This window comes from Streptomyces gottesmaniae, assembly GCF_031845845.1.
Lineage (GTDB): Bacteria > Actinomycetota > Actinomycetes > Streptomycetales > Streptomycetaceae > Streptomyces > Streptomyces akebiae.
This window is the reverse complement of the sequence record NZ_JAVRFJ010000056.1, coordinates 15,161-41,567: the sequence shown is the minus strand read 5'-3', so window position 1 is coordinate 41,567 and position 26,407 is coordinate 15,161. Positions and strand designations below refer to the sequence as shown.

At 71.9% G+C, this 26,407-nt stretch carries 23 protein-coding genes and 1 tRNA gene; 13 read left to right on the top strand and 11 right to left on the bottom strand.

The annotated features are described in order from the left end of the window. Nucleotides 1-24 precede the first annotated feature (24 nt). Nucleotides 25-660 carry a MerR family transcriptional regulator gene (locus RM704_RS41045; protein ID WP_052146510.1) on the top strand — a complete coding sequence of 212 codons (636 nt, stop codon included), beginning with the start codon at nt 25-27 and terminating at the stop codon, nt 658-660. A gap of 263 nt (nt 661-923) precedes the next feature. Further along, nucleotides 924-2,144 (top strand): recombinase family protein, encoded by a 1,221-nt coding sequence (locus RM704_RS41040; RefSeq protein WP_078937493.1) that lies wholly within the window; start codon nt 924-926, stop codon nt 2,142-2,144. Nucleotides 2,145-2,203: 59 nt separating this feature from the next. Here RM704_RS41040 and RM704_RS41035 read toward each other — a convergent pair whose 3' ends face one another. After that, nucleotides 2,204-3,046, bottom strand: coding sequence for an exodeoxyribonuclease III (locus RM704_RS41035; RefSeq protein WP_078937499.1), 843 nt, complete (start codon nt 3,044-3,046; stop codon nt 2,204-2,206). 28 nt (nt 3,047-3,074) lie between these two features. Here RM704_RS41035 and RM704_RS41030 point away from each other — a divergent pair, with 28 nt between their 5' ends. After that, nucleotides 3,075-3,557 (top strand): GNAT family N-acetyltransferase, encoded by a 483-nt coding sequence (locus RM704_RS41030; protein WP_033531928.1) that lies wholly within the window; start codon nt 3,075-3,077, stop codon nt 3,555-3,557. Between the two features lie 56 nt (nt 3,558-3,613). Beyond that, nucleotides 3,614-4,027, top strand: coding sequence for a hypothetical protein (locus RM704_RS41025; RefSeq protein WP_052146509.1), 414 nt, complete (start codon nt 3,614-3,616; stop codon nt 4,025-4,027). A 22-nt stretch (nt 4,028-4,049) separates the two neighbouring features. On the opposite strand, the gene RM704_RS41020 is transcribed toward RM704_RS41025, so the two are convergent. Next, entirely contained in the window at nt 4,050-8,690 is a 4,641-nt protein-coding gene (locus RM704_RS41020) for a CHAT domain-containing protein (RefSeq protein WP_052146508.1), read from the bottom strand. 145 nt (nt 8,691-8,835) lie between these two features. Between RM704_RS41020 and RM704_RS41015 the strand changes: the two genes are divergently transcribed. Continuing rightward, nucleotides 8,836-9,246, top strand: a complete 411-nt coding sequence (locus tag RM704_RS41015; RefSeq protein WP_033531927.1) for a hypothetical protein — start codon at nt 8,836-8,838, stop codon at nt 9,244-9,246. 1 nt (nt 9,247) lies between these two features. After that, on the top strand, nt 9,248-10,204 hold the full coding sequence (locus tag RM704_RS41010; protein WP_033531926.1) for a hypothetical protein: 957 nt from the start codon (nt 9,248-9,250) through the stop codon (nt 10,202-10,204). Nucleotides 10,205-10,254: 50 nt separating this feature from the next. Here the strand turns inward: RM704_RS41010 and RM704_RS41005 are convergent. The 7 genes from RM704_RS41005 to galU form a co-directional block, all read right to left on the bottom strand. Further along, nucleotides 10,255-10,328: transfer RNA gene (locus tag RM704_RS41005), tRNA-Ala, on the bottom strand. 147 nt (nt 10,329-10,475) lie between these two features. Further along, nucleotides 10,476-11,828, bottom strand: a complete 1,353-nt coding sequence (gene sepX / locus RM704_RS41000; RefSeq protein ID WP_033531925.1) for a divisome protein SepX/GlpR — start codon at nt 11,826-11,828, stop codon at nt 10,476-10,478. Nucleotides 11,829-12,069: 241 nt separating this feature from the next. Further along, complete coding sequence (locus RM704_RS40995; RefSeq protein WP_033532012.1) at nt 12,070-12,684, bottom strand: GNAT family N-acetyltransferase; 615 nt, start codon at nt 12,682-12,684, stop codon at nt 12,070-12,072. Between the two features lie 26 nt (nt 12,685-12,710). Continuing rightward, entirely contained in the window at nt 12,711-13,292 is a 582-nt protein-coding gene (locus tag RM704_RS40990) for a MogA/MoaB family molybdenum cofactor biosynthesis protein (protein WP_052146507.1), read from the bottom strand. Beyond that, the gene (gene moaC, locus RM704_RS40985; protein WP_033531924.1) at nt 13,289-13,771 is read right to left on the bottom strand and encodes a cyclic pyranopterin monophosphate synthase MoaC; all 483 of its coding nucleotides are present in this window, start codon (nt 13,769-13,771) and stop codon (nt 13,289-13,291) included. The genes RM704_RS40990 and moaC overlap by 4 nt, the downstream gene beginning before the upstream one ends. A gap of 84 nt (nt 13,772-13,855) precedes the next feature. After that, nucleotides 13,856-15,178, bottom strand: coding sequence for a molybdotransferase-like divisome protein Glp (glp, locus tag RM704_RS40980; protein WP_033531923.1), 1,323 nt, complete (start codon nt 15,176-15,178; stop codon nt 13,856-13,858). 5 nt (nt 15,179-15,183) lie between these two features. After that, entirely contained in the window at nt 15,184-16,086 is a 903-nt protein-coding gene (gene galU, locus RM704_RS40975) for a UTP--glucose-1-phosphate uridylyltransferase GalU (protein WP_033531922.1), read from the bottom strand. A gap of 133 nt (nt 16,087-16,219) precedes the next feature. Here galU and RM704_RS40970 point away from each other — a divergent pair, with 133 nt between their 5' ends. Continuing rightward, nucleotides 16,220-16,795, top strand: a complete 576-nt coding sequence (locus RM704_RS40970) for a 5-formyltetrahydrofolate cyclo-ligase (RefSeq protein ID WP_052146506.1) — start codon at nt 16,220-16,222, stop codon at nt 16,793-16,795. 84 nt (nt 16,796-16,879) lie between these two features. Here RM704_RS40970 and RM704_RS40965 read toward each other — a convergent pair whose 3' ends face one another. Next, the gene (locus tag RM704_RS40965; RefSeq protein ID WP_033531920.1) at nt 16,880-19,657 is read right to left on the bottom strand and encodes a penicillin acylase family protein; all 2,778 of its coding nucleotides are present in this window, start codon (nt 19,655-19,657) and stop codon (nt 16,880-16,882) included. 262 nt (nt 19,658-19,919) lie between these two features. Between RM704_RS40965 and RM704_RS40960 the strand changes: the two genes are divergently transcribed. The 6 genes from RM704_RS40960 (at nt 19,920) to mscL (ending at nt 26,084) form a co-directional block, all read left to right on the top strand. Then, entirely contained in the window at nt 19,920-21,485 is a 1,566-nt protein-coding gene (locus RM704_RS40960) for a potassium/proton antiporter (RefSeq protein ID WP_033531919.1), read from the top strand. Nucleotides 21,486-21,824: 339 nt separating this feature from the next. Next, on the top strand, nt 21,825-23,114 hold the full coding sequence (locus tag RM704_RS40955) for an MFS transporter (RefSeq protein WP_033531918.1): 1,290 nt from the start codon (nt 21,825-21,827) through the stop codon (nt 23,112-23,114). Nucleotides 23,115-23,183: 69 nt separating this feature from the next. Next, a complete protein-coding gene (locus tag RM704_RS40950; RefSeq protein ID WP_078937492.1) occupies nt 23,184-23,516 on the top strand; it encodes an FmdB family zinc ribbon protein in 333 nt (110 codons plus the stop codon). A gap of 194 nt (nt 23,517-23,710) precedes the next feature. Beyond that, nucleotides 23,711-24,604, top strand: coding sequence for an S-methyl-5'-thioadenosine phosphorylase (locus RM704_RS40945; protein ID WP_311592941.1), 894 nt, complete (start codon nt 23,711-23,713; stop codon nt 24,602-24,604). Nucleotides 24,605-24,848: 244 nt separating this feature from the next. Beyond that, nucleotides 24,849-25,478: a CpaB family protein gene (locus RM704_RS40940; protein WP_311592938.1), complete on the top strand. Its 630-nt coding sequence runs from the start codon at nt 24,849-24,851 to the stop codon at nt 25,476-25,478. A 129-nt stretch (nt 25,479-25,607) separates the two neighbouring features. Beyond that, entirely contained in the window at nt 25,608-26,084 is a 477-nt protein-coding gene (gene mscL / locus RM704_RS40935) for a large conductance mechanosensitive channel protein MscL (protein ID WP_033532009.1), read from the top strand. 10 nt (nt 26,085-26,094) lie between these two features. Here mscL and RM704_RS40930 read toward each other — a convergent pair whose 3' ends face one another. Continuing rightward, nucleotides 26,095-26,283 (bottom strand): hypothetical protein, encoded by a 189-nt coding sequence (locus tag RM704_RS40930; protein WP_033531915.1) that lies wholly within the window; start codon nt 26,281-26,283, stop codon nt 26,095-26,097. Nucleotides 26,284-26,407: the final 124 nt, after the last annotated feature.

Here is a 26,407-nt window from a genome sequence, read left to right as displayed (position 1 = left end):
GACGGCGAGCGGCACGAGTACCGCATGGAGGAGCTGGCCGAGGCGGCCGGCATCACCGTACGCACCCTGCGCTTCTACCGGGAGCGGAAACTGATCCCGCCACCCCGCCGCGAGGGCCGCATCGCCTGGTACGACGACACGCACCTGGCCCGGCTGCGCACGATCGCGGCCCTGCTGGAACGCGGCCACACCCTGAGCGGCATAGCGGAGCTGGCCGAGGCCTTCGACGAGGGCCGCGACGTGGGCGACCTGCTCGGCCTCGGCGCACCCACCGAGGAGGTGCCGGTCCGCCTCACCCCCGAGGAACTCGCCGACCACTTCGGCGACCAGGCCACCCCGGAGAACCTCGCCGCCGCTCTCGACCTCGGCTATCTCGGCACCGACGGCGGTGAGATCGTCCACATCAGCCGCCGCCTCCTCGACGTCTCGGCCGCACTGGTCCGCGAGGGCGTCCCCCTCGCCGACGTCCTCTGCGCCGGCCGCCGCGTCCGCGAACACGCCGAGGCCCTCGCCACCCTCTTCACCGACCTCGTCCTCGCCCAACCGGGCCGGACCCCCGAGGACCTCCGCCGCCTGCGCCCGCTGGCGAAGAGCGTGGCGGAGGCGGAACTCTCCCTGGCGCTGGACAGGCGGTTGCGACGAGAGGGCCGGCTTCCGTGAACGTCTGCTTCCTCATGCGTCCGGCATTGCACGCGCGTTCACTCCATCGAGGTACTTACAGGGCATCGCCGGACGCAATCGGGTTCGTGCTCCGAGAGTGAGATCGAAAAGGCCCCGGCGGCTGTGCTACCAGCCCCGGGGTATGGCCGACACTTTCGAGGAGCGTCGACGTGCCCCAGCCTAGCCCTCAACCGTCACAACGGGTTTCTACTCCGCCCCGCCCGCGAGCTCTTGGGGCCGTGCGCCTCAGCAACCTGACAGCAGTGACCACCTCACCCGGCAGGCAGCGCGCTTGCATCCAGCAGTGCGCCGAGCAGCTCGGCTTCGTCCTGACCGCCGAGGCCGCAGATCTCGGGGTGTCAGCGCGCAGGATGTCCCCCTTCGAAAGGCCTGCGTTGTCGCCTTGGCTGCGACGCCCCGACGAATACGACGCCATCGTGTGGTCACACGTGGACCGCGCCGTACGCTCCGTCGCCCACATGTCCGAGTTGATCGAGTGGGGTCATCAGCATTCGACAACACTCGTCTTCGGAATGCCTGAAGAGCGTCAGCCGCTCGTGGTGGCACCGGAGGCGGACGGCGCCGCCACGCGCCGCTGCATGAATCTGGCCTACGCCGCCGAACAAGAGGCTCGCGCCCTGTCTGCCCGCCTCCCGAGCGCCCATGAGGCACTGCGCGCGACAGGCCGATACGGCGGTGGCCTCGTGCCGTTCGGATACAGGAAGGCGCCTCATCCTTCCGGCGTCGGCTGGTGTTTGGCTCCCGACCCGGAGACCGTCACCATTGTTCGCGCGATCGTGGACGACGTGCACTCGGGACGGTCCTTGTCCGCCATCGCCCACCAACTCGAAACCGCGGGTGTTCTGGTGCCGCGTGACCGCCATGCCCAACTACAGGGGCGCCCCACCGGTGGACGACGCCACGGACGCGACTTCGAGCGATTCCGCTGGACGGCGGGCAGTCTGTGCAAGATCCTCAGGACCCCGGCGCTGATGGGCCACCGGGTACACAAGGGAGAGACCGTCCGCGACGCCGAGAACGCACCCGTGCTGATCGGCCCTCCGCTGCTCACCGAAGTGGAGTTCCAGGCCCTTCAGAACGTCCTCGACGCCCGCTCGAAGGGCACCCACCCCAAGCGTCGGGAAACGTCCCTGCTGGTCGGTGTCGCGCACTGCGCCGGGTGTGCCGGCCGCATGTACTTCGCCACACGGAAGGCCTATACGTACGGCGATTACGCCTGCCGTGCCACTGCCCGTGGCACGACCTGTCCCGCGCCCGCAGCGATCCGCGCCAGCTGGCTCGACGAGTACACCGTCAGCCGCTACCGCGAGGTTTTCGCGACGGACGGCGAGGTGACACGAGAGCATCTCCTCAGGGACGGAGTTCGCGTCTCCGTCGCCAAGGGGCGGTCGGGCGGCGGACCTGCTCGGCTGACCGGACCCGAGACCTCCCGACTGACCTTCACCATCAGGTCACGCCCCTGATCTGCCTTACGGCCCGTGCGGGGGTGCGTCAGAGCCGCCACCCCCCACGGGTCGTGGGATCAGTCGAAGACGACTGTCACAGGAGCGTGGTCCGACCACCGCTCCGCATGGCTGGCAGCCCGCTCCACGAACCCCTTGACCGCCCTCCCAGCAAGACCCGGGGTGGCAACGGCGAGGTCGATCCTCCAACCTGCATCGGTGTCGAAGGCCCGCCCCCGGTACGACCACCAGGTGTAGGGCCCCTCGACATCCGGGTGCAGGGCGCGCAGCACATCGACGTACGCCCCGTCCGCCTCGTCGAACACGCGCCCGAGCCATGCCCGCTCCTCGGGCAGGAAGCCGGAGTTCTTCTGGTTCCCCCGCCAGTTCTTGAGGTCGGCGGGCTGGTGGGCGATGTTCCAGTCGCCGCAGACCACCACCTCGCGCCCGTCGGCGGCGGCACGCTCGCGCAGTTCCTTCAGGTAGGCGAGGAACTCGTCCATGAAGCGGACCTTCTCGTCCTGCCGCTCGGTCCCGACCTCGCCGGAGGGAAGGTAGAGGCTGGCCACGGTGACACCGGGCAGATCGACCTCGACGTACCGGCCGCTGCCGTCGAACTCGGCCGATCCGAAGCCGATCCGGACCCGGTCGGGCTCACGGCGGCTGTAGAGCGAGACCCCCGCGCGCCCCTTGGCGGCGGCCGGGGCGTGCACGACGTGCCACCCCTCGGGCTGCCGCACCCCGGCGGGGAGCTGTTCGGGCTCGGCCCGCACCTCCTGCAGGCACACCACGTCCGCCGAGGTCCCGGCGAGCCACTCCACGAAGCCCTTCTTCGCGGCGGCCCGCAGCCCGTTCACATTCACAGAGGTCACAGTCAGCACCCGGGCACGATACCCGTCGCGCCGCGGAGCACCCTGGAGCATGCACATGCATAGATGTACGATGCTTGACATGATTATCCGCCGGGTCCCCTTCGACCACCCCGACGCCGTCAAACTGAACGACGAGGTCCAGGCCGAGTACAGCGTCCGCTACGGCGACGACGGCGACGCCACCCCCATGGACCCGGCCCACTTCGTCCCGCCGGCCGGGCTGTACCTGATCGCCTACGACCAGCGCGGAAACCCCCTGGCCACGGGCGGCTGGCGCAGCCAGGACACCAACGACGAGGGATACCAGGACGGGGACGCCGAGATCAAGCGGATGTATGTGACCCCCGGCGCCCGGGGCCTGGGACTGGCCCGCCGCATACTCGGTGAACTGGAGTCCGACGCCCGGGCCGGCGGCCGCACCCGCATGGTCCTGGAAACCGGCTCCAAGCAGCCCGAGGCCGTGGCCCTCTACACCTCCAGCGGCTACGAGCCCTGCGCGAAGTTCGGCTACTACCGCTTCCACGAACTGAGCCTGTGCTTCGCGAAGCCGCTCCACCCCTGACGCCGGGCCGCTAAACCCCGGTGCCCATCGGAAGGTCGGGCCCCTACGGTGGGCCCGTGAAGAAGAACACCCGCCTTCGCCGCCTCGTCGTGGGCGACACCACCTGGCACTGGACCGTCCGCCAACTCCCCCACCGCGTCACCCGAGGCGACTGCCATCTGAAGCTGTCGCTCTATCCGGGCGGCGCCCGGGGGCGCCGCCTGGTCCTGCTCTTCCGCCCGTCACAGGACCGTGTCGTCTCGAACTGCTACTTCGACTCCGGCGCCCTGGTCCGCCTCTCGGACCACGCCTACCTCAACCTCCACGAGCCCGGCACCGTCCGCCGCCTCCTGGACGCCGCCGCCCCGGACCTCGACCTCCACCCCCGCGCCCACACGGTCGAGAGGGACGGCTGGCCGTACTTCGACGCGATCACGGAAACGGAGGCCCCCCTTCCGGTACCCGGCCGGGCTTCCTCGCCGCGCGGATGACGGGCGGGGAGACCTCTCGGGTTCAGGCCCCGGCATGGATGTGGGACGCCCACAGGGAAGGTGTCGCCGGCAGGCGCCGCCGTAGTGCCAGCACTGCCGCGTGCAGGGCGTACGCCGACCGGTCGGGATCCAGGACTCCGGTGGCGCCCTCCGGTGCAAGGCACGTGTAGAAGGCCTCGGCCACATCGACCGCCGTGTCGTCGACGACCGGCCACAGCGTGCCGATGACCTGCCGGAACCCGGACATCTGGAAGGCCGTCGTCATGTGGATGGCCTCGTCCAGCAGGTGTCCGGCGTGGGAGACAGCGGTGCGGCAGGCGGAGAGATAGGCGAGCCGGGCGTGGTCGAGCCGCACGGTCGCCAGCCTCGCGACCGTGAAGGGCGCCTGCCCGTGGTCCTGGAGGAACAGCAGGCTGTGCGACGGATCCGCGGCGTCGGCGGCGCCGTGACAGGCGAAGTGGGCGATCGAACACCCCGGTAGCCGCTCCAGTACGGCCCCGCTCGTCGCCGGCCCGTCCGCGCCGCCGAGGACCACCCGGTCCGGGAAGTGTTCCTGGAGCACGTCGACCTCGTCCAGCGCCCAGTCGAGCGGCGCGTGCCCGGGTGTCGTGGGCATGGCCACCACCAGCGCCCGACCGGTGACACCGTCCTCGGGAAGCGGCCGCCGGGCGTGGTGCAGGGCACGGACGGTGGGGGTGTACGAGGAGACGACCCGGTCGAGGACGGCCGCACCGGGGACGTCGTGGCGGCCCGCCGCGTGGATCGGCAACGAGCTCAGCGGCCCGCAGGGCACCCACCACAGGCGCGGCGGCGCGCCGTCCCCGCCCGCCCCGTCGTGGCCGAGAGCGGTGAGCACGGGCTCGGCGACGGCCTCCCACAGCTGCCCCAGGATTCCCGACAGCTGACGCTGCGCGACACGGCGCTCGTGCTCGTCCGGTGCCTGGGTCGCGTCGTGCGTGGCGACCCGGAACGCGTCGGCCGCCCGCGCCGCAGCCTCCGGGGTGAGCAGGGGCAGCGGTACGGCGGTGACCCCCGCGCCGGTGAGCACCAGCGCGTCGCTGCGCAGCGCCGCGACGTTGAGGACGACGATCGCGCCCTCCCGGGCCTCCATGAGGAGTTCCTCCGTCGAGGGCGGCAGCCCGAACCCGGCGAATCCGTCCAGCCGCCGCACCTCGGCGAGCACGTCGGCGAGGTCGGCGACGAGCCGGTGACGATCACCGGTGACAGGAACGCCGTCGGGCCCGACGTCCGTGGTGAGCCCGGTCAGCGCGTCCGTCCGTCCTTCCGGCAGGTCGAGGAGGTCGCGCAACGTCTCGTAGCGGGCGGCGAGTTCCGGAGCGCGCCGCCGCAGCCGGGAGAGGTCGCCGAAGGTGTCCAGCGCCTGGCTCAGCATCACTCCCCGGCCCGTCTCCAGCAGCCGCAGCGCACGCAGGGCGCGTTCCCCGGCCGGCCTGCCGGTGTCGTCGAGCGCCCTGGCGGCCGCGTCCGCCGCCAGGTTCTCGAACCGGCCGAGCATGTACTGCTGTTCCCTGCGGTGCAGTTGTCGCGGCGCCACGTACGGGAGCTGGAGCACGGCCGTCTCGTACAGGTCCGCCGCCCGTGCCGGGTCGGACTCCGCGACGAGCTTGCCGCCCTCGACCGCGGCGAGCACCCGCGCCATCGCCGACGCCGTCGTGAGCGCCGCGCCCTCCTCGTACAGGCGCACCGCGTCCTCGAAGTCCACGGTGCTCCCGGATCGCAGGGATCGCAGGTGCAGGGCTTCGGCCAGCGCGAGGAGCACGATCTGCCGGACCGCGTGAGCGTCGCCGGTGTCACGGTGGGCGGCGCGCAGCACGGACACCGCCTCGTCCAGGTCCGAGGCCCGGCCGCCCCGTCGATGCCGATGCAGCAGAGCCCGGCCGAGCACGCTGACGTTCCAGAACCTCCGCGTGCCGCGCGACGGTGCGGCGTCGACCGCCAGGCGGGCCGCGGTGACAGCCGCGTCGAGATCGGCCGCCTCTCCCGTCGCCTCGGCCTTCAGCAGCAGGCTGTTCCCCAGATTCGCGACCATCAGATGCAGCATCGGGTGGCGTGGTGGTGCCGCCTCGACGGCGGCGCCGAAGGTCGTGATCGCTTCGGACAGATCGGCCGACACGCCGGTCTGGGTGCTTCGAGCCTGGAGCATCGCGCCGAGCCCGTTCAGCAGCGCGGGGCGGTGGCTGTGCGCGGGCCCGGCCTCGTCCAGAGCGGCGCGCTGCGCGCCGATCGCCGCGTCGAGGTCCACGGCGGACAGGGTCCGGGCACATCTGGCCATCAGGGCGAGGGCGAGATTGTGCAGGGCCGCCAGACGTTCCGCGTGTCCCGGGGCCAGCGTGCCCAGCGTCGTGCGGAGCGCGGTGATCGCCTCGTCGAGGTCCGTCGCCGAAAAGGTGTGCAACTGCTGGACCAGCAGTGTGCCGGCCCCCGCCGAGAGCCGCGCGGCCATGTCGTGGTGCGCTGCGCCTGAGGCCGCCCGGGTCACGGTACTGCCGCGCTCGGCGGCCTCGGCGAGGTCCGCGGGGTCACCGACGAGCTCGAAGCGGCTGCGGAGGGCGTTCGTCAGCAGCGTCAGCAGCGTGACGTGCTCGGCGCTGTCGACGGGAGCGTGGGCGAGCGCCTCCCGGGTCAGTGACACGATCTCGTCCGGGTCGCCCTCGCCTCGCGACTCCAGGCGGACGTACAACGCGCTCGCCAGATTGTGCAGCGACCTGTTCCGTACGGGCGAACCGGGTGGCCCGACGGCCACGGCCTCCCGCAGGACACCGATCGCCTCGTCCAGGTCGGGTCCGTCTCCCAGCCGGGCGAAGCGCGTCTGCAGCACGGCACCGAGCGAGGCGAGGCATCCGACGTGGGCGGCGTGGCCCTCCGGGGTGGCCGCGAGGGCCGCCCGCAGCACGGTGACGGCCTCGTCGAGGTCCGCGGTGTCCCCCGCGACGGCATAGCGCCGTTCCAGCACCTCACCGAGGTTGGCCAGGGCCATCCCCGGCCCCAGCGGATCGGCCGCCTCCGCCCTGGTCGCCTCGCGCAGTGCCGCCACGGCGTCGTCGAGGTCCGCCCGGTCCCCCCGCTGGTGGAAGCGCAGCGCCAGCGCGCCTCCCAGGTCGCTGAGGCAGCGCCCCCGGTTGCCGTGTCCCTCGGGGAAGTGCGCCAGTGCCTCCCGCGTCAGGTCGACGGCCAGGTCCATGTCCTCCTCCTCGTTCTCCCTGCGGAACCGCTCCAGGAGCGCCGCCGCCAGGTTGCCCAGCCCCCGGCCCTGATCGGGATGTCCGGCCGGTGCCTCCCGCACCGACCGGCGTGCGGCGTCCAGCGCCGCGCCGAGGTCGGCGACCGCTCCGGTGCGCTGGTGGCGGAGCAGCATGACGAAGCTGAGGTTGGCGAGGGGGACGTGCCGATGGGGGTCGCCCGCCGGGGCCAGGTCCACGATGCGCCGCCACAGAGCGACGACCGCCTCGTGCGCGGCCGGGTCGTACGAGCCGTACAGCCGCGCGGTCAGGCCGCTGACGTAGTTGGTGGCCAGGATGACGACGCCGGACGCCACCTCGGGCGGGAGCTCGTCGAGGCCGGACAGGAAGCAGAGCGCGAACAGTTCGAGCGTGGCGGCGGGCGACGGGCTACCCGCAGGGCCCTGCGGGACGGCGGCCGCGGCGGCGCTGAACCAGGGGTGCCCCCAGGGAACGGCCGCCGCGGCGCTGCGCAGCCCGGTGGCGATCTCCAGCAGTTCGGCCTCGCCCCTTTCCTGCCGGCACCGGAGCATCAGCGCGGCACCCAGGTTGTTGAGCCGCACCCCGCGGTGGGGTTCGTCGGAGCCGGTGCGTTCCCAGGCCTGCCGGGCTGCGTCGAGCGCCGCGTCGAGGTCCGCCGGGTCCGCGCTCCGCCGGAACCGGTTCCGTAACGCCAGTCCCAGGTTGGACAGGCACATCGCGTGCCGCGCGGGGTCGGCCGCTGAGGCGTCCGCCGCCCGGCGCATGGCGTCGACAGCGGCGTCCAGGTCGGCGAGGTCGCCGGTCAGCTCGTGACGGGCGCGCAGGACCCCCGCGAGACCGTTGAGGCGTCCCGTCAGCTCGGGGTCCTCCGCCGGGGTCGCCTCGATCGCGGCACGGTGCAGGGCCAGTGCCTCGTCGAGGTCCGCGCGGACGCGCTGCCGGTCGAACCGGGTGTGCAGGGCCACCCCCAGATTGGCGAGTCGCTGCGGTCGCCCGGGGTGGTCGGCAGGGGTCGCTCCCAGCACCCTGCGGCACTGGACGACAGCGGTGTCCAGCAGTTCGGGATCGGCGTCGGCGAGAGTCCGCCGCAGCAGGGCGACGGCCCGGCCCTCGGCGGCGGACGCGATCCCGGAGAGGAGACGGGGCGGCAGGTCGTCGACGCCGGCCAGGAGACAGACCGCGAAGGAGTCCGCCATGGTCTCCAGCTGCCCGTCATCCGGTGTCTCCACGAGGTTCCGCAGCAACAGCGACCAGCCGAGCCGGTAGTGGACCTCGACGTCGTCGCCGTCGACACGGAGCAGTTCGAGGAGGCCCTCGACCACGTCGCGGGCCCTCTCCCGCCAGGCCTCCGAGAGACCGTCCGGCCCCGTGCTCTGCCGCAGCAGCGTGCGTGCGGACGCCAGCCGCCGATCCCGCGCGGGGGGCTCCCCCTCTGTGCACATGTCCGCCGAGACTAGAGCAACTGGACAAGACTCGGGTGGAGTTGACCGAGCGGCCCCGATATCGTCACATCGCCTCCCGAGCGGCCCGACCGACCGGCGGTGTGACACCGATCGACGGGGGGCCGCACCGCCGACCGGAGTTTCCATGACCGACCTGTCCGACCGGAAGGCCCGACGCACGGCCGACGCGCTGGCGTACTTCTGCACCCATGTCGACGAGATCCGTCACCAGTTGCGCGCGGGGCAGAGCGCGGACGACACCGCCGTGGACCGGCTGCTGGCCGCCGCCCGGGACGGTCAGGACGTCGGCACGGCCGTCCGCCTCCTGCACGAGCGTCTCCAGGCGAGCGGCGACGCCCGCGGCCTGTACGGCCGTACACGGGGCCCGAACATCGAACCAGCGGGAATCGGGGTCGCCGGGATCGACGGCGACGATCGTCCCTTGACGGTCCTTCTGTGCCCGCACCGCCGCTGTACCCGCCACGAGTGGCCCGACGCCGACGCGCCCGCGGCCTGCGGTGTCGACGGCACTCCCCTGCTACCGAAGAGCGTCTGACGTGAACGGCTTCCTGACCGAGCTGGGGAAGAGGCTGGCCGAGCGGTGGCTCTCCCTCCTCGTCCTGCCCGGAGCCCTCTTCCTCGGCGTCCTGGCCGCCGGCCGGTTCCTGGGCCATGCGCGCTGGTACGACGTCGCGGCCCTGCCGGACGGTCTCGACGCCCACACCACACAGGCGACGGGGTCCGCCGCACGAGCGGTCCTCCTCCTCACGGCCTTCCTGCTCGCCGCCTCGGCCTGCGGACTCGCCGCGCAGGCACTGGGGTCGCAGGTCGAGCGCGTGTGGTTGGCGGCCGACTGGCCGAACTGGCCGAAGCGCACGCATCCCGCGGTCCTCCGGCTCATCGCCCACCGACAGCGCCGCTACGACGAACGCCGCGAGCAGGTCGCGAGGAGCGCGGCGGAGGATCATGTCCTGGGCGACTCCAGCGGCCCGGCGGGCATGGGCCTCCGTACGGCGGTGGCCCGTCATCGACTGCGCCGGATCGCCGACGCGCGCCCGGTCCGCCCCACTTGGCCGGGGGACCGTCTCGACGCGGTGGACGCGCGGCTGAACGAGCAGCTCGGTGTGGACGTGGCGGCGGTCTGGCCGCTCCTGTGGCTGCACGCTCCCGACACCACTCGCGCGGAGATCACCGCCGCCCGGGACGCGATGCAGCGGGCCACCACGCTGGCGGGGTGGGCGCTGCTGTACCTCGCCGTCGCCGGCGTGTGGTGGCCGGGCGCCCTGGTCTCCGCCGCGATCATGGCCACGGCCTGGCACCGCTTCCGCGTCACCACCGACGCGTACGCCACGCTGGTGGAGGCCGCGACGCGACTTCATGTCGGTGACCTGGCCCGCCATTTGGGTCTGGAGAGCGACGGTCCTCTCACCCGGCGGCGGGGCACCGACCTCACGGCCCATCTCACCGAGGGCCGTCCCTCGACTCGGCGAGACCCGCGCCCACCCACCACCTGAAAACGACCAGAGGCCCGCTCCCCTGACGGGGAACGAGCCTCTGTGATGCGTGGACCTGAGGGGATTTGAACCCCTGGCCCCCTCGATGCGAACGAGGTGCGCTACCGGACTGCGCCACAGGCCCTTGCAACGAGTGAAACTCTAGCATCCCCATCGCGGTGCTTGGAAATCCGTTCCCGGGCGGCCGGAGAGCGGCCCGCGGTCGGTGCCCGGACGGCTCGCGGGCCGCTCATGGCTGGTCAGCGGGGCGGGCGGAGCCGGAGGGCGAGGGTCACTCGTTGGCCGCGCGCGGCCGGTCGCCGTCCTCGTACTGGTCGAAGAGCGGCGTACGCCCCCGCTCGCGGGAGCGGCGCGCGGACGCGGCCCGGCGGGCGTCGGAACGGCCGCCGTCGGGCGCGTCGGCCGCTTCCCCCGGACCGGCGTCGTCCGCGTCCTCCTCGCCGCCGCACTCCCCTTCCGACGCGCGCCCGGAGGCGCTCGGGGAGTTCGCGGGGGCGCCCGACGAGCCGTGCGGGTCGGCGGCGCTGGAGCGCGCGGAACTCCACGCGTCCGGGGCGCCGAGGTCGACCCCGGACGTGGCCCGGGGTGCGACCGGCGCGGTGACGTACGTCGGCAACGGCACCGGGACGGGGTCCCAGCTGTCGCCCTGCCCGGGCCGGCGCTGACGCTCACGCTGCTGGTCGACCCACTCGGCGTGGTCGGTCTGCTCGACGAGGGCCCGGCGGTCGGCCGCGAGCGCGGTCAGGTCGGCCCTGGTCTCCTCGCTCTCGGGTCCGTCCTCCGGCTCGTCGGTGTCCACCGGGTCCGGCGCGGGGCGCCGCCGCTGGGGCTGCCGCTCCCGCAGTCGCTGCGCCGCCGCCTCGGCCTGCCGCCGGTCCATGGTGTACGCGAACCGCTTCCGCTCCTGGCGGCGCAGGTGCGCGATGTAGGTGCTCAGGAGCACCGCCGGTACGGCCGGCGCCCACAGGAAGGCGAGTCCGCCGACCGCCGCGACGACCGTGCCGAGGGTGAAGGCGAGGAAGAGCATCATGGTCGTACGCCGTCGGCGCGCGAGCACCTTCGAGCGCTGGGCGCGCGCCTTGGCCTCCGCCGAGTCATCCCTGCGCGCGCCCGCCGTCTGCTTGCCCGGCCGCTTCGCCCGCGCGGGAGCGGGCACTTGGGCCGCTCCCTGCTTGGCGTTCCCCTGCTTGGCCGCCGGCGCGCCGCCCTGCTGGGGCACCGGCTGCGCCGGTGCGGGGGCGGGGGCCTGCGTCGCCGGTTTCCCCGGCTGCCGCAGCTGCTGGCCCTGCTGCTGGCCCGGCTGCGGTGACTCACCCCGCTCCACCGGCAGTTGTGCCTTCGTGTGCTCCCGGTGCGGGGGCACGGCGAAGGCCCGGACGTCCACCGAGTCGGTGACGCCGTCCGGTTCGGCGCTGGGCTCCCCCTCTTCGGTGGAGCGCGCCCGCAGGTCCTTGGCGTATCGGCGCTCCATCCCCGCCCGGCCGGAAAGCAGCCGGATGGCGGTGCTGAAGCGTTCCGTCGGACGGGCTTCGTTCAGCTCGTCCTGCCTACGGAGCCACATCGGCACCAAGTAGGCGGCCCAGGCCCCGACGATGACTGCGTAGATGAGGCCGCTGCTGCTCACGACTCACACGGTAGAGGGGTTTGCGTGAGGCCATCCGCCAATTGAGCCGGTGTGTCGCACGATCTGGCTGATATTTCGAGCTTTTTTTGTGACCGATCCGATCAGCGGGCCGTCGAGAGCGCGAAATTAACCTGCCGAGAACGTGCCGAGAACGTGCCGACTCGTTCAACCCGATCGTTCAACCGGTCGTCGTCCGTGCATTTTTTTCGAACACGTATTTCATTTATTGCGGCTGGCCGGGCTAACCGGCGTCGGAACCCGCGTTCCTCGCGTTCCGCGCCCGTTCCCGCTGCCAGCGGCCGAGCAGCCCCTCGGGCACCTCTTCGGCGGTGAGCGCGAAGACGAGATGGTCGCGCCAGGCGCCGTCGATGTGAAGATACCGTGGACGAAGGCCTTCCTCGCGGAATCCGAGTTTCTCCACGACCCGTCGGCTGGGCCGATTCTCGGGGCGAATACAGACCTCGACGCGGTGCAGTCCGACGGTCCGGAAGCAGTGGTCGACGACGAGCGCGACCGCTGTCGGCATCACACCCCGGCCGGCCACCGACTCGTCCACCCAGTAGCCGACGTGGCCGGAGCACATGGAGCCCCAGGTGATCCCGGCGACCGTCAACTGCCCGACCAGCCGCCCCTGGTACTCGATCACGAACGGCAGCATCCGGCCCGCGTTCGCCTCCGCCCGCAGATGGCGGACCATCTGACGGTACGTCGGCCGGTGCGCGATGGGACCGCTGGGCGTGGGGGGCGGAATGGTCGCCTCCCAGGGCCGCAGCCAGTCCCGGTTGCGCCGGTTGACCTCGCGCCAGGCCCGCTGGTCGCGCATCCTTATGGGCCGGAGGACGACCTCGCCGTCCACCAGCACCACGGGCCAGGATGGGCTGTTCAGCTCGCACCCCCACGGGGTCTGGAGGGGTCCTCCTCGGCCGGTGAGCCGCCGGGGGCCGGCCTCTGGTGGTCTCCGCCACGGATCTGGTCGACGGCGTGGGTCAGCAGGGGTTCCAGGACGGCCAGGCCGTCCCGTACGCCGCCGGTCGAGCCGGGCAGATTGACGATCAGGGTGCCGCGCACGACTCCGGCGAGGCCCCGGGAGAGCACAGCTGTGGGCACCTTCTGCCGACCGTACGCCCTGATCGCCTCGGGGATGCCGGGGACCTCGTGGTCGAGGACCGCGCGGGTGGCCTCGGGGGTGCGGTCGGTGGGCGAGATGCCGGTTCCGCCGGTCGTCACGATCACGTCGTAGCCGGCGTCGACGCCCGCCCTCAGCGCGGCCTCCACGGGGTCGCCGTCGGGAACGACCTGGGGGCCGTCGACGGCGAAGCCGAACGCCCTGAGTCCCGCGGCGATCAGGGGCCCGCCCCGGTCCTCGTAGATTCCGGCGGCGGCGCGGTTGGAGGCGGTCACCACCAGGGCGGCGTACGGCGCGGTGAGGGCGCCCCCGAGCGGTGGTTCCGCCGGGGCCGTCATGCCCGGCTCCAGTCGCCCGACTTGCCGCCCGTCTTCTCCTCGACGCGGACGTCCGTGATGACCGCGCCCTTGTCGACCGCCTTCACCATGTCGATCACGGTGAGCGCGGCCACGGAGACCGCCGTGAGGGCTTCCATCTCGACGCCCGTGCGGTCGGTGGTCTTCACGGTCGCGCGGATCTCGACGGCGTCGTCCGCGACCGCCAGGTCGACCTTGACGCCCGAGACCGCGAGCGGATGGCAGAGCGGGATCAGGTCGGGGGTGCGTTTGGCGCCCATGATCCCGGCGATGCGCGCGGTGGCGAGGGCGTCGCCCTTGGGCACCCCCTCGCCGCGCAGCAGTTCGACCACGGCCGGCGACACCAGGACCCGGCCGCTGGCGCGGGCGGTGCGCGCGGTCACGTCCTTCCCGGAGACGTCGACCATGCGGGCTGCGCCCGCCTCGTCGATGTGGGTCAGTCGGTCCTGCGGCGTACTCATGGTGGTGTGGCGCTCCCGGTCGGGGCCCGTCGCGGTGCGGCGCGCGGCCTGTTGTGCGCGACACGGTACGCCACCCTCGACGGTTCAGCCGAGCAGGACGACCTCCACCTCCGTACCGGGCTCGACCGACTCGGTGTCCTCGGGGATCACGATGAGCGCGTCCGCGTGCGCGAGGGCGGCGACGAGGTGCGATCCGGCGCCTCCCACGGGGGTGACCTCGCCGTCGACATACGTCCCGCGCAGGTACTGCCGACGGGCCGCGGGCGAGGTCAGCGCCTTGGGGGCCCGCAGGGTCGCCGTGGTCGTCGGCCGGTGGACGTCGTCGAGGCCCATCAGGGTGCGGATGGCGGGCCGGACGAAGAGTTCGAAGGAGACGTACGACGACACCGGGTTGCCGGGGAGCGCGAGGAGCGGGGTGTGGTCGGGGCCGATGGTGCCGAAGCCCTGGGGCTTGCCGGGCTGCATGGCGAGCTTGCGGAAGTCGATGCCGGCGCCTTCCTCGTCCTCGTCGCCGACGGACTCCAGGGCTTCCTTGACGACGTCGTACGCGCCCACGCTGACTCCGCCGGTGGTGACCACCAGGTCGGCGCGGACGAGCTGGTCCTCGATGGTGGAGCGGAGGGTCTCGGCGTCGTCGGCGACGGCCCCGACGCGGTAGGCGATGGCCCCCGCGTCCCGGGCGGCGGCGGTGAGGGCGAAGCTGTTGGAGTCGTAGATCTGGCCGGCGGCCAGGGTCTCGCCCGGCGGGATCAGTTCGCTGCCGGTGGAGAGCACCACCACGCGCGGGCGCGGGCGTACGCGTACCGAGGCGCGGCCGATGGCGGCGAGCAGGCCGAGCTGGGGCGGGCCGAGGATGGTGCCGGCCGCCAGGGCACGCTCGCCGGCCTTGACGTCGCTGCCCTCCGCGCGCACGTGCGCCCGTGCCTCGGCGGCGCGGTGCACGGCGACCTGGCCGGTGGCGCCCTCGGGGCTCGCGCTGCGGGCGCGCATCCCGGAGACGGGTCCCTCGCCGAGGCCGCCGTCGGTCCACTCCACCGGGACGACCGCCTCCGCGCCGGGCGGCAGGGGGGCGCCGGTCATGATGCGGGCGGCCTCGCCGGGGCCCACCCGCGGCTGTTCGGTCTGGCCCGCCGCGACGTCGCCGATCACCGTGAGCACGGCGGGGAACTCCTCGCTCGCGCCCGCGACGTCCGCGACCCGCACCGCGTACCCGTCCATGGAGCTGTTGTCGAACGGCGGCAGTGACACGGGCACCGTGACGTCCTCGACCAGGACGCAGCCCTGGGCGTCGAGGAGTTGCAGCTCGATGGGCTCCAGGGGGCGGACGGTGGCGAGGATGTCCTCCAGGTGCTCGGTCACCGACCAGAGGTGGTCCCGGCCGGTGGTGCGGGTCGCGGCGGTGCTCAATGTGGCTACATCTCCTCGGCTACGTAACTGCGAAGCCAGGTCCGGAAGTCCGGGCCCAGGTCTTCACGTTCGCACGCGAGTCTGACAATGGCACGCAGGTAGTCGCCACGGTCTCCGGTGTCATAGCGGCGGCCCTTGAAGACGACGCCGTGCACCGGGCCGCCGACCTTCTCGTCCGCGGCGAGCTGCTGGAGGGCGTCGGTGAGCTGGATCTCGCCGCCGCGGCCCGGCTCGGTCTGGCGCAGGACGTCGAAGATCTGCGGGGCGAGGACGTAGCGTCCGATGACCGCGTAGTTCGACGGGGCGTCGGCCGGGTCCGGCTTCTCGACCATGCCCGTGACCTTGACGACGTCGCCGTCCTCGGTGGCGTCGACGGCCGCGCAGCCGTAGAGGTGGATCTGCTCCGGCGCGACCTCCATGAGGGCGATGACGCTGCCGCCGTTCTGCTCCTGGACCTCGACCATGCGCTGCAGGAGCGGGTCGCGGGGGTCGATCAGGTCGTCGCCGAGGAGGACCGCGAAGGGTTCGTCGCCCACGTGCGGGGCGGCGCACAGCACCGCGTGGCCGAGGCCCTTGGGGTCGCCCTGGCGGACGTAGTGCATGGTCGCGAGGTCGCTGGACTCCTGGACCTTGGCGAGCCGGTGGGCGTCGCCCTTCTTCTGGAGGGCCGACTCCAGTTCGTAGTTGCGGTCGAAGTGGTCCTCAAGGGGGCGCTTGTTCCGGCCGGTGATCATCAGGACGTCGTCGAGACCGGCCGACGCGGCCTCCTCCACCACGTACTGGATCGCCGGCTTGTCGACCACCGGCAGCATCTCCTTGGGAGTCGCCTTGGTGGCCGGCAGGAACCGGGTGCCCAGACCCGCGGCGGGAATGACAGCCTTGCTGATCCTGGGGTTCGCCTCACTCATGGGCGGAACCATATCCGGCGCCTTTGTGCGGAATCTGTGGCTCCGATGAATTCGTTCTCATATGAGCCGATTACGAAGAATACTGGAGCTACCTGTGGACCGGATGGGACCTGAACCGGAGCTTTCCAAGCGAATGTTGCGACGAGAGCTCCTCCTGATGAGGAGCGGGTTGACACCGGATGACGTCCGGGAAACGACGGGCGCCCTTGCGGGCCGGGCCCTGGATCTGCCCGAACTGGCGCACGCGCGCACGGTCGCGGCGTACGTCTCCGTGGGGAGTGAGCCGGGCACTCTCGCGCTCCTCGACGCACTCCGCGCGCGGGGCGTGCGCGTCCTGCTCCCGGTGCTGCTGCCCGACAACGACCTCGACTGGGGCGTCTACGAGGGAGAGGCCTCCCTCGCGCGCGTGCGCCACGGCGGCCGCATGGAACTCCTCGAACCCGCCGGCGGGCGGCTCGGTCCGGACGCCGTGACCACCGCCGACGTCGTCCTGCTCCCGGGCCTGGCGGTCGACGCGCGCGGGATGCGTCTCGGACGGGGCGGCGGCTCCTACGACCGCGTCCTGGCCCGTCTGGACCGCGCGGGCGCCGACCCGGCGCTGGTGGTCCTGCTGTACGACACGGAGGTGGTCGACCGGGTGCCGGAGGAGGAACACGACCGCCCGGTGCACGCGGTGGTGACGCCCTCGGGGGTACGGCGCCTGACATGACGGTTCCCCGCGTCCCGAAGGAGCGCGGGGAACCGTGCGACCGGCCACGACGGGCCGGCGGCCGACCCGTGGCGGGCGGAGGGACTACGGCTTCAGCAAGAGCGTGTCACTGGTGCTGTCGTCGACCGCCTTGTCCGAGAACGACCAAGTGAGCAGCTCGCCCTTGACCCACTTCTCGGTCTGGTCGGTGTAGTGCGCGTTGTACGCGTGCCCGGAGGCGCCGGTGAGGTTGATCCACTTGGACTTGTCGAGGTCCCCGAGGTTCACCACCATGCGCATCGAGGGCACCCAGACGACCTCGTAGCCGCCCGCCGCGTTCCAGCCGGTGGCGTTGACCGTGCCCTCGCCGCCGCCCAGCTTCCAGGGGCCGCGGTTGAGCATGTACTGGAGGAAACCGGGGCCCTCGGCGCCGAGGGTCTGGTTCTTCAGGAACAGACGGTGCATCCGGCCCCAGCTCCAGCTGTCGATGTCCTTGCCGAGCTTGGCGGTCAGCTCCCAACGGGCGTCCCGCATGGCCCGGTTGAACAGCTCGTCACGGGTGTCGGCGGCCTTCAGGTTGCGGGTCTTCGGCGTGGACCACCAGGCGTTGTCCTGGTCGTCGACGAGCCGGCGGACCACCTCGAACCAGCGGTCGCCGCCGTCCGGCTGCGCCTGGTCCGCGTCGCGCCTGCCGCACTCGCGCACCTTCTGGTCCTCGTCGGCGGGCCCGGTCGTGTCGACCGGCTCGACCGACAGGCACTGTCCCTCGACGCGCAGCTCCTTGGGCAGCTTGTCACCGAAGGCGAGCTTGAGGATGTTGCGCCAGACCGCGTTGAAGTACGCGGCGGCCGCCGAGTCGGCGTCCTGGGTGTAGTCCCAACCCTCCAGGAGCTTCTGCGCCTCGCGGACGTGCTGGTCGCCGACGTCGATCTTGAGCAGCAGCGGCACCAGCAGCTTGGCGATCTCGCTGCTGTTGTCCATCTGCATCTGCCGCATGTCGTCGGTGGAGATCTTGCCGCCACCCTTGATCTTGGACTCGATCAGGCTGGTGATCCGCTGCGCGCGCGTGCCGTAGCCCCAGTCCGAGGTGAGCGTGTACGGGTACTTCTTGTCGACGACGGCCTGGTTGGCGGTGACGATGTAGCCGCGCTCCGGGTCGTACTCGTAGGGCAGTTCGTCCTGGTCGATGTAGCCGGTCCAGCGGTGGCGGGGGTCCCAGCCCGGGGCGGGCAGCGAGCCGTCGCCCTCGCCGCGGGTGGGGATCTTGCCGGGCAGCTGGTAGCCGATGTGGCCCTCGGTGTCGGCGTAGATCAGGTTCTGCGAGGGGACGTCGAACAGGGCGGCGGCCTTGCGGAAGTCGTCCCAGCCCTTGGCCTTGTTCATGGCGAAGACGGCGTCCATGGAGGTGCCGGGGTCGAGCGCGGTCCAGCGCAGGGCGATGCCGTAGCCGTCGCCCCGGTCGGGGGCGTCCTGGTCGACCGTGGCCTTCTTGCCGACCTGGACGAGTTCGTCGTTGCGGTCGGAGAGCAGGGGGCCGTTGTTGGTCGTACGGACGACGATCCTCTTGGACGTGCCGCCGGCGACCTCGATGGTCTCCTCGCGGGTGTCGAAGGGCAGGACCTTGGATCCGTACTGGTAGCCGTCGCCGGTGAGCTTCTCCAGGTACAGGTCGGTGACGTCGACGCCGGAGTTGGTCATGCCCCAGGCGATGTCGGCGTTGTGGCCGATGACCACGCCGGGCATGCCGGAGAAGGTGTAGCCGGAGACGTCGTACTGGCACTTCGCGGAGACGGCCTTGCAGTGCAGGCCCATCTGGTACCAGACGGACGGCAGCGCCGCCGACAGGTGCGGGTCGTTGGCGAGCAGCGGCTTGCCGGTGATGGTGTGGTCGCCGGAGACGACCCAGGAGTTGGAGCCGATGCCGTTGCCGTTCACACCGACGGCCTCGGGCAGGTCCTCCAGGACGTTGTAGAGGCCGTCCAGCTGGGTCTGGAGGGCTCCGGAGCCGGTGGACGTGCCGGCGGTCCCCGTCCCCGTACCCGTCCCGGTGCCCCCGGTGCCCTGTGTGGAGCCGTCGGCGCTCTGCGTCGCCCCCGACCCGTCCGACCAGGTCTCGGTCAGCTCGTCGTACTGACCCTCCTGCACGATCGTCCCGTTGCGGCCGTAGGGGTACTGCGGGTACAGGTCGGCGATCTGCTTGGGGCCGAGGCGGCTGGTCATCAGGGCGCGGTCGATCTCGTCCTGCATGTTGCCGCGCAGGTCCCACGCCATCGCCTTCAGCCAGGCGACCGAGTCGACGGGGGTCCAGGCCTCGGGCTTGTAGTCGTTGGAGAAGCCGAGGGCCGCGTACTCGACGGAGATCTCGTCGCCGTCCTTGCCGGCCAGGTAGGCGTTGACCCCCTTGGCGTACGCGTCGAGGTACTTCTTCGTCTCGGCCGAGAGCGTCTTCTCGTACTCCTCCTCGGCGATCCGGTGCCAGCCGAGGGTGCGCAGGAACTCGTCGTTGTCGACCTGGCCCTCGCCGAACATCTCCGAGAGGCGGCCGGCCGTCATGTGGCGGCGCACGTCCATCTCGTAGAACCGGTCCTGCGCCTGGACGTAGCCCTGCGCCATGAACAGGTCCTCGTCGGAGGAGGCGTAGATCTGCGGGATCCCGTGGCCGTCGCGTTTGACGTCGACCGGTCCCGCCAGACCGTCCAGGGTTATCGAACCCTTGGTCTGCGGGAAGGAGGCGCGCACGGTGGAGACGGACCAGAACGCCCCGTAGCCGACGCCACCGATGATGGCCAGGACCAGGACGATCAGGAGAAGACGGACTTTGCGCCCCTTCTTCCTGCCGGACTTGCCGGACTGCTGGCCGGAGGGGGTGGTGTCGGTGGGCATCGCTGTCCTTGCTGTCCTAACACGAGCGGCAGGTCGGGCTGTGCTTTGTACTGAACGCTGGAGCAACCATAGGCGCAGGGCCCGACACGACTTGACGCGGAGTCGGGAACTGGCGCGGACGACCGTTCGATCCTGCCTGCGCAAGCGTCAAGAAATCGTCAAGAGTTAGGTAAGGTAACGAAGTACTCGCACTGACGTAACCGCAATCGCACGGTTTCCGTGATCGGCTTCGCATGCCCTCGCGCGCGCGTGCCCGCATCCAGTGCTCGGCACCCCACACTCGGAACCACGTGCGGTTCGGCAAGAAAGGTACGGCCCGCTGACTGTCCACGATCTCAACCAGCTCCTGCTCGTCTGCTCGCTCGTCCTTCTCGTCGCGGTCGCCGCGGTCCGGATCTCGTCGCGCAGCGGGCTCCCCAGCCTGCTCGTGTACCTGGGCATCGGCGTCGCCATGGGACAGGACGGCATCGGCGACATCCACTTCAACAACGCCGAACTGACCCAGGTCATCGGCTACGCGGCCCTCGTCGTGATCCTGGCGGAGGGCGGCCTCGGCACGAAGTGGAAGGAGATCGAGCCGGCCCTGCCGGCCGCCAGCTCACTGGCGCTGGTCGGAGTGGCGGTGAGCGTCGGCGTCACCGCCACGGGCGCGCACTATCTGATCGGGCTGGAGTGGCGGCAGGCGCTCATCATCGGCGCGGTCGTGTCCTCCACGGACGCGGCGGCCGTCTTCTCCGTGCTGCGCAAGATCCCGCTCCCCGCGCGCGTGACGGGCACCCTGGAGGCCGAGTCCGGCTTCAACGACGCCCCGGTGGTCATCCTCGTCGCCTCGCTCTCCATGGCCGGACCGGTCGAACACTGGTACGTCCTGATCGGCGAGATAGCGCTGGAACTGGCGATCGGCGCCGCCATCGGCCTCGCCGTGGGCTGGCTGGGCTCCTGGGGCCTCAGGCACGTGGCGCTGCCCGCCTCCGGTCTCTACCCGATCGCCGTCATGGCCATCGCCGTCGCCGCGTACGCCGCCGGCGCCCTCGCCCACGGCAGCGGATTCCTCGCCGTCTACCTGGCCTCCGTGGTCCTCGGCAACGCCAAGCTGCCGCACTGGCCGGCCACCCGCGGTTTCGCCGAGGGCGTCGGCTGGATCGCCCAGATCGGCATGTTCGTCCTGCTCGGCCTGCTCGTCACCCCCCACGAGATGGGTGACGACATCTGGCCCGCGCTCGTCATCGGCCTGGTGCTGACCATGGTGGCGCGCCCGCTGAGCGTCATCGTCGCGCTCACGCCGTTCCGGGTGCCGTGGCGGGAGCAGACGCTGCTGTCGTGGGCCGGCCTGCGCGGCGCGGTGCCCATCATCCTGGCCACGATCCCCATGGTGAGCGGGATCGACGGCAGCCGCCGGATCTTCAACATCGTCTTCGTGCTGGTCGTGGTCTACACCCTCGTCCAGGGGCCGACGCTGCCCTGGCTGGCCCGCAAGCTGCGCCTCGGCGGCTCGGGCGACGAGGCGGCCGACCTCGGCATCGAATCGGCGCCCCTGGAGCGGCTGCGCGGCCACCTGCTGTCCGTCGCCATCCCCGAGAAGTCCCGTATGCACGGCGTCGAGGTCAACGAACTGCGACTCCCCGCGGGCGCGGCCGTCACCCTCGTCGTCCGCGACGGCAAGTCGTTCGTCCCCCTGCCCACCACGGTCCTGCGCCGCGGCGACGAACTCCTCGTCGTCGCCACCGACCCCGTCCGGGACCAGGCGGAGCGCCGACTCAGGGCCGTCGGCCAGGGCGGCAAGCTGGCCGACTGGCTGGGGACGGGCAACGGGGGGTCCCGGCGCTGACCGCAGCTGAGGGGCGGGGTGCGGGTTCCGTCGTCGGGTGCGGGTTCCGTCGTCGGGGGCGGGCTCTGTCGTTACGGGCAGGTTTCGCACCGTTCACACCCTCCGGAACGCGGGGCGCGGCCGCCCATGGTGCTCACTTTCACAGGCGACTCGCCCCGGCCCCCCTGTAGGATGAAGGCGCACTTGATCGGACCAACTCTGTCTGACGCAGAGCTGGCGCGACCGTATGGCGGCCGTCACCCCCCCTCTCGTGGGCCCGGCATCTACCGCAGTGGCGCAAGAGGACAGCTCTCGGCGCCCCCGCACAGGCGCGCTACCAGGCGGCGGAAAGGCACGGCCGTGGCATCCACGGTCTCCTCGAACACCTCGAACACCTCGAAGACGTCCCGTCCGGGCTACGGGCAACTGCTGCGCACCCGTGGCGCGTGGACGTTCCTCCTGCCCGGCTTCGCGGCCCGCCAGCCGTTCGCGATGCTGACGCTCTCCATCGTGCTGCTCGTCCAGCACACCACCGGCTCGTACGGCGCGGCCGGTGCCGTGGCCGCCGCGACCGGCGTCTCCATGGCCCTGTTCGCCCCCTGGAGCGGCCGTCTCGCCGACCGGCACGGCCAGCGGGCCGTCCTGATCCCCGGCATCCTCGTCCACGGCGCGGCCGGCCTCTCCCTGACGGCGCTGGCCCTGATGGACGCCCCCCTGTGGGCGCTCTTCGCCGCCGCCGTGCCCACCGGTGCCTCGGTGCCGCAGATCGGCCCCATGGTGCGCGCCCGCTGGGGTGTCAAGCTCCAGGACTCGCCCCTGATGAGCACCGCGGCCGCCTTCGAGTCCGTCACCGACGAGCTGACCTTCGTCCTCGGCCCGCTGCTCGCGACCGCGCTGTGCACCGCCGTGCACCCGGCCGCCGGCCTGCTCACCGAGGCCGCGCTCACGCTGATCGGCGGCCTGCTGTTCGCCGCGCAACGCGGCACCCAGCCCCGCGTCGTTCCCGTGGCCCACGCGCGCGTGGAGCGGGTTTCCGCCCTGTCCGTCCCCGGAGTGCGCGTCCTGATCGTCACCTTCCTGGGCATCGGCTCCGTCTTCGGCGGCATGCAGGTCTCCCTCGCCGCCTTCTCCCAGTCGATCGGCGAGCCCGGCCTGAACGGTGTCCTGTACGGCGTGTTCGCCGCCGGCAACATGCTCTCCGGCATCGTCTGCGGCGCGATCGCCTGGAAGACGGCCCCGCAGCGGCGTCTGGTCATCGGCTACACGGCTCTCGCGCTGGTCGCCTCCGCCCTGTGGACCGCCGACTCCGTGCTCGTCCTCGCCGCTCTCGGCCTCCTGGTCGGAATGTGCATCGCCCCCGCCCTGATCACCGGCTACACGCTGGTCGACTCCCTGGTCCCGTCCGGTGCCCGTACGGAGGCCTTCACCTGGCTGACCGGCGCGGTCGCGCTCGGCCAGGCGGCCGCCGTCACGGCCGCCGGTCAGCTGGAGGACAGGCTGTGGACCGGCGCCGGATTCCTGGTGCCGGCGGCCGGTACGGCACTGGCCCTGGCGACCCTGTTCGCCCTGCGTACGCGGCTGGTGGGCAGCCCTCGCAGCCGTACCGTCGCGCGTGTCGTCGGTCACCGAGTGCCGGTGACAGTGGACTGATCCCCGGGGAATAGGTCACTATGGACCGTCGTTAGCACTCATCGAGTGAGAGTGCCAGGAGGAAGACCAGTGCCGACGTACCAGTACCAGTGCACCGAATGCGGTGAGGGCCTCGAAGCGGTGCAGAAGTTCACCGACGACGCCCTGACCGAGTGCCCCAGCTGCAATGGCCGCCTCAAGAAGGTGTTCTCGGCGGTCGGCATCGTCTTCAAGGGCTCCGGTTTCTACCGGAACGACAGCCGGGGCTCGTCGTCGAGCAGCAGCCCGGCGACGTCGAAGTCCTCGTCGTCCTCCTCGGACGCGAAGTCCTCGACGACCGCGTCCTCGTCCTCGTCGTCCTCCGACGCGAAGTCGTCGTCCTCGGGTTCCTCCTCCACCAGCAGCAGCACCTCGGCCGCGTAGCACCTCGCCGCGTAGCGCTTTCGGCCGCATCGCGTGTGCGGCCGGGTGATGCTCGCGCCGCGTAGTGCTTTCGTCACCTGGCATGTGGCCGCGTGATGCTCGCGCCGCACCGCGAGCGCTTCCGTCCAGGACCCTGCCGTCGCACGACGACCTGCGGGGTCCTCGGGTTTTCCGGGCCCGGTTAGGGTGCGGGCATGGCGAACACGGAGCACCTGGTGGCGAGCGGGACCGGCACGGCGGGCGGCACGGCAGCGGCGGGACCGGCCGAGATCGGTGTCATCGGAGGGTCGGGGTTCTACTCCTTCCTCGACGACGTGACCGAGATACAGGTCGACACCCCCTACGGACCGCCCAGCGACTCCCTCTTCCTCGGCGAGATCGCCGGACGCCGCGTCGCCTTCCTCCCGCGCCACGGCCGCGCCCACCATCTGCCGCCGCACCGCATCAACTACCGCGCCAACCTGTGGGCGCTGCGCTCCGTCGGGGCGCGCCAGGTGCTCGGCCCGTGCGCGGTGGGCGGTCTGCGGCCCGAGTACGGACCGGGCACGCTCCTCGTCCCGGACCAGCTCGTGGACCGTACGAAGTCCCGCACCCAGACGTATTTCGACGGCCTCCCCCTGCCCGGCGGCGCCGTCCCCAATGTCGTCCATGTCTCGCTCGCCGACCCCTACTGCCCCGTCGCCCGCAAGGCGGCCCTCGAAGCGGCACGCCGGTGCGACTGGGAACCGGTGGACGGCGGCACCCTCGTCGTCGTCGAGGGCCCCCGCTTCTCCACCCGCGCCGAGTCCCTGTGGCACCAGGCCCAGGGCTGGTCCGTGGTCGGCATGACCGGCCACCCCGAGGCCATCCTCGCCCGCGAACTGGAGCTCTGCTACACCTCCCTGACCCTCGTGACCGACCTCGACGCGGGCGCCGAGACCGGCGAGGGCGTCTCCCACGAGGAGGTCCTCCAGGTCTTCGCCGCCAACATCGACCGCCTCCGGGGCGTCCTCTTCGAGGCGGTCGCCGCCCTGCCGCCGAACGACGGCCGCGACTGCCTGTGCACGAAGGCACTGGGCGGGATGGACCCCGGGTTCGATCTGCCGTGACGGGGTGACCACACCGCCCGGCCGGGGTGGGGGCGGTGTGGGGTGGGGCGAAGTACGGGGTGCGTGGTGCGTGGTGCGCTGTGTGCGGCGCGCTGTGTGCGGCGCGCGGTTCGCAGTGCGGAACTCCTCGTTCGGGTGGCGGGGTTCTCCACAGTCGTCGAGTGGTCCACAGGCCCCAACCGGCTCCGCCGCGAAGCCTCATCGTGGGACCGCAAGCCGATCCCACACCGCAGGTGGTGACCCCATGTCCCGTCCCTCGTCCCCCTCCACGTCCCCGTACGCGTCCCCCTCCACGTCCCCGTACGCGTCGTCCTCGACGTCCGCGCACCCGTCCTCCCCCACATCCACCCGCCTCCCCTCCTGGGCCGCCGGCCCACCCGGCACCGATGCCCCTCCCACCTGCGAGGTCCCGCACTTCGCCCCACTTCGGGTGAGCGGTGGAGCACATCGGCTCCGCCGTCTCGCCCGCTGCCGACGGCGTGCCATGGCCGCAGGTCTGGCGGTGACCGCCGCCGCCCTGTTGGCGACAGGCGCGGGCCCGAGGGACGCGGGACGGGTCAGGGGCCACCCGGTGGCCGACCCGGTCCCCGAACGCTCCGCCGCCGTGGGCACGGTGACCGCCCCGGTGCGCATCGCCGACGGCGCGACGGTCCGGCTGCTGCGTCCCGGTGACCGGGTCGACGTGATCGCGGCCGAGGAGTCCGCGACGGGCGGCGCCGGGAGGGTCGTCGCCCGGGGCGCCCGCGTCTCCCAGGTGCCCACCGCCGACACGGCCGAGAGCGGAGCCCTGGTCGTCCTGACCGTCCCCCGGCGCACGGCGGCCCGGCTGGCCGGCGCGGGCGCCACGTCCCGCTTGGCGGTGACCCTGTGGTGACCGCGCCTCCCACCGCCGGGCCTCGCCCGTCAAGTCCCACGATGGAGGGACCCAGTTGGGTACTCGGACCCGGCCCTGACGTAGGTTGCGGAGTCGTTTGTTCCACAACCAGCGCAGAGAGGCCTCGTGGTGAGCGAGAAGAAGGATCCGAGCGTCTGGGAGGGCTTCAAGGCCTTCCTGATGCGGGGGAACGTCGTCGACCTGGCCGTCGCCGTGGTCATCGGCGCGGCCTTCACCAACATCGTCAACTCGGTGGTGAAGGGGGTCATCAGCCCGCTGGTGGGGGCGTTCGGCACGAAGAACCTCGACCAGTACCGCTCGTGCCTGAAGGACCCCTGCACGGTGGCGGCCGACGGAACGGTCACCGACGGCGTCGCGATCCTCTGGGGCACGGTGCTGAACGCGACGCTCACGTTCGTCATCACCGCGGGCGTCGTCTACTTCCTGATGGTGCTCCCCATGGCCAAGTACCTGGCCCGCCAGGAAGCCCGCCGCAAGGCGAAGGAGGGCGCGCACGAGGTCATCGAGGTGACCGAGCTGGAGGTCCTGAAGGAGATCCGCGACGCCCTGGTGGCCCAGCGCGGCTCGGGCCACGACCGCACATAGCTCGGCCCTGTCAGATGTGGTGGGGCGGCTTCTCGTCGAGGAAGCGCTTCAGGTCGGCCGCGCTGTCGCCGCCGTCGCCGGACCGCTCGCCCCACCCGTGGTCCGTGTCGTCGGACGACGGCCGGCTGAGCGGGTCGTCGAAGACCAGCGCGGCCTTGGGGTCACGCGGTTCGGAGCCGGGGGCGGGAGCAGTACTCATGCCTCCAGAGTACGGCCCCGCGCCCGGACGACCTCCGGCGCCGGCGCCTCCCCCGGCTTCTCCTCACCCGCCCCCGGCCCGTCCGCGCACATCCTCGGTCCACCCCGGCACCGGTGAACACCTG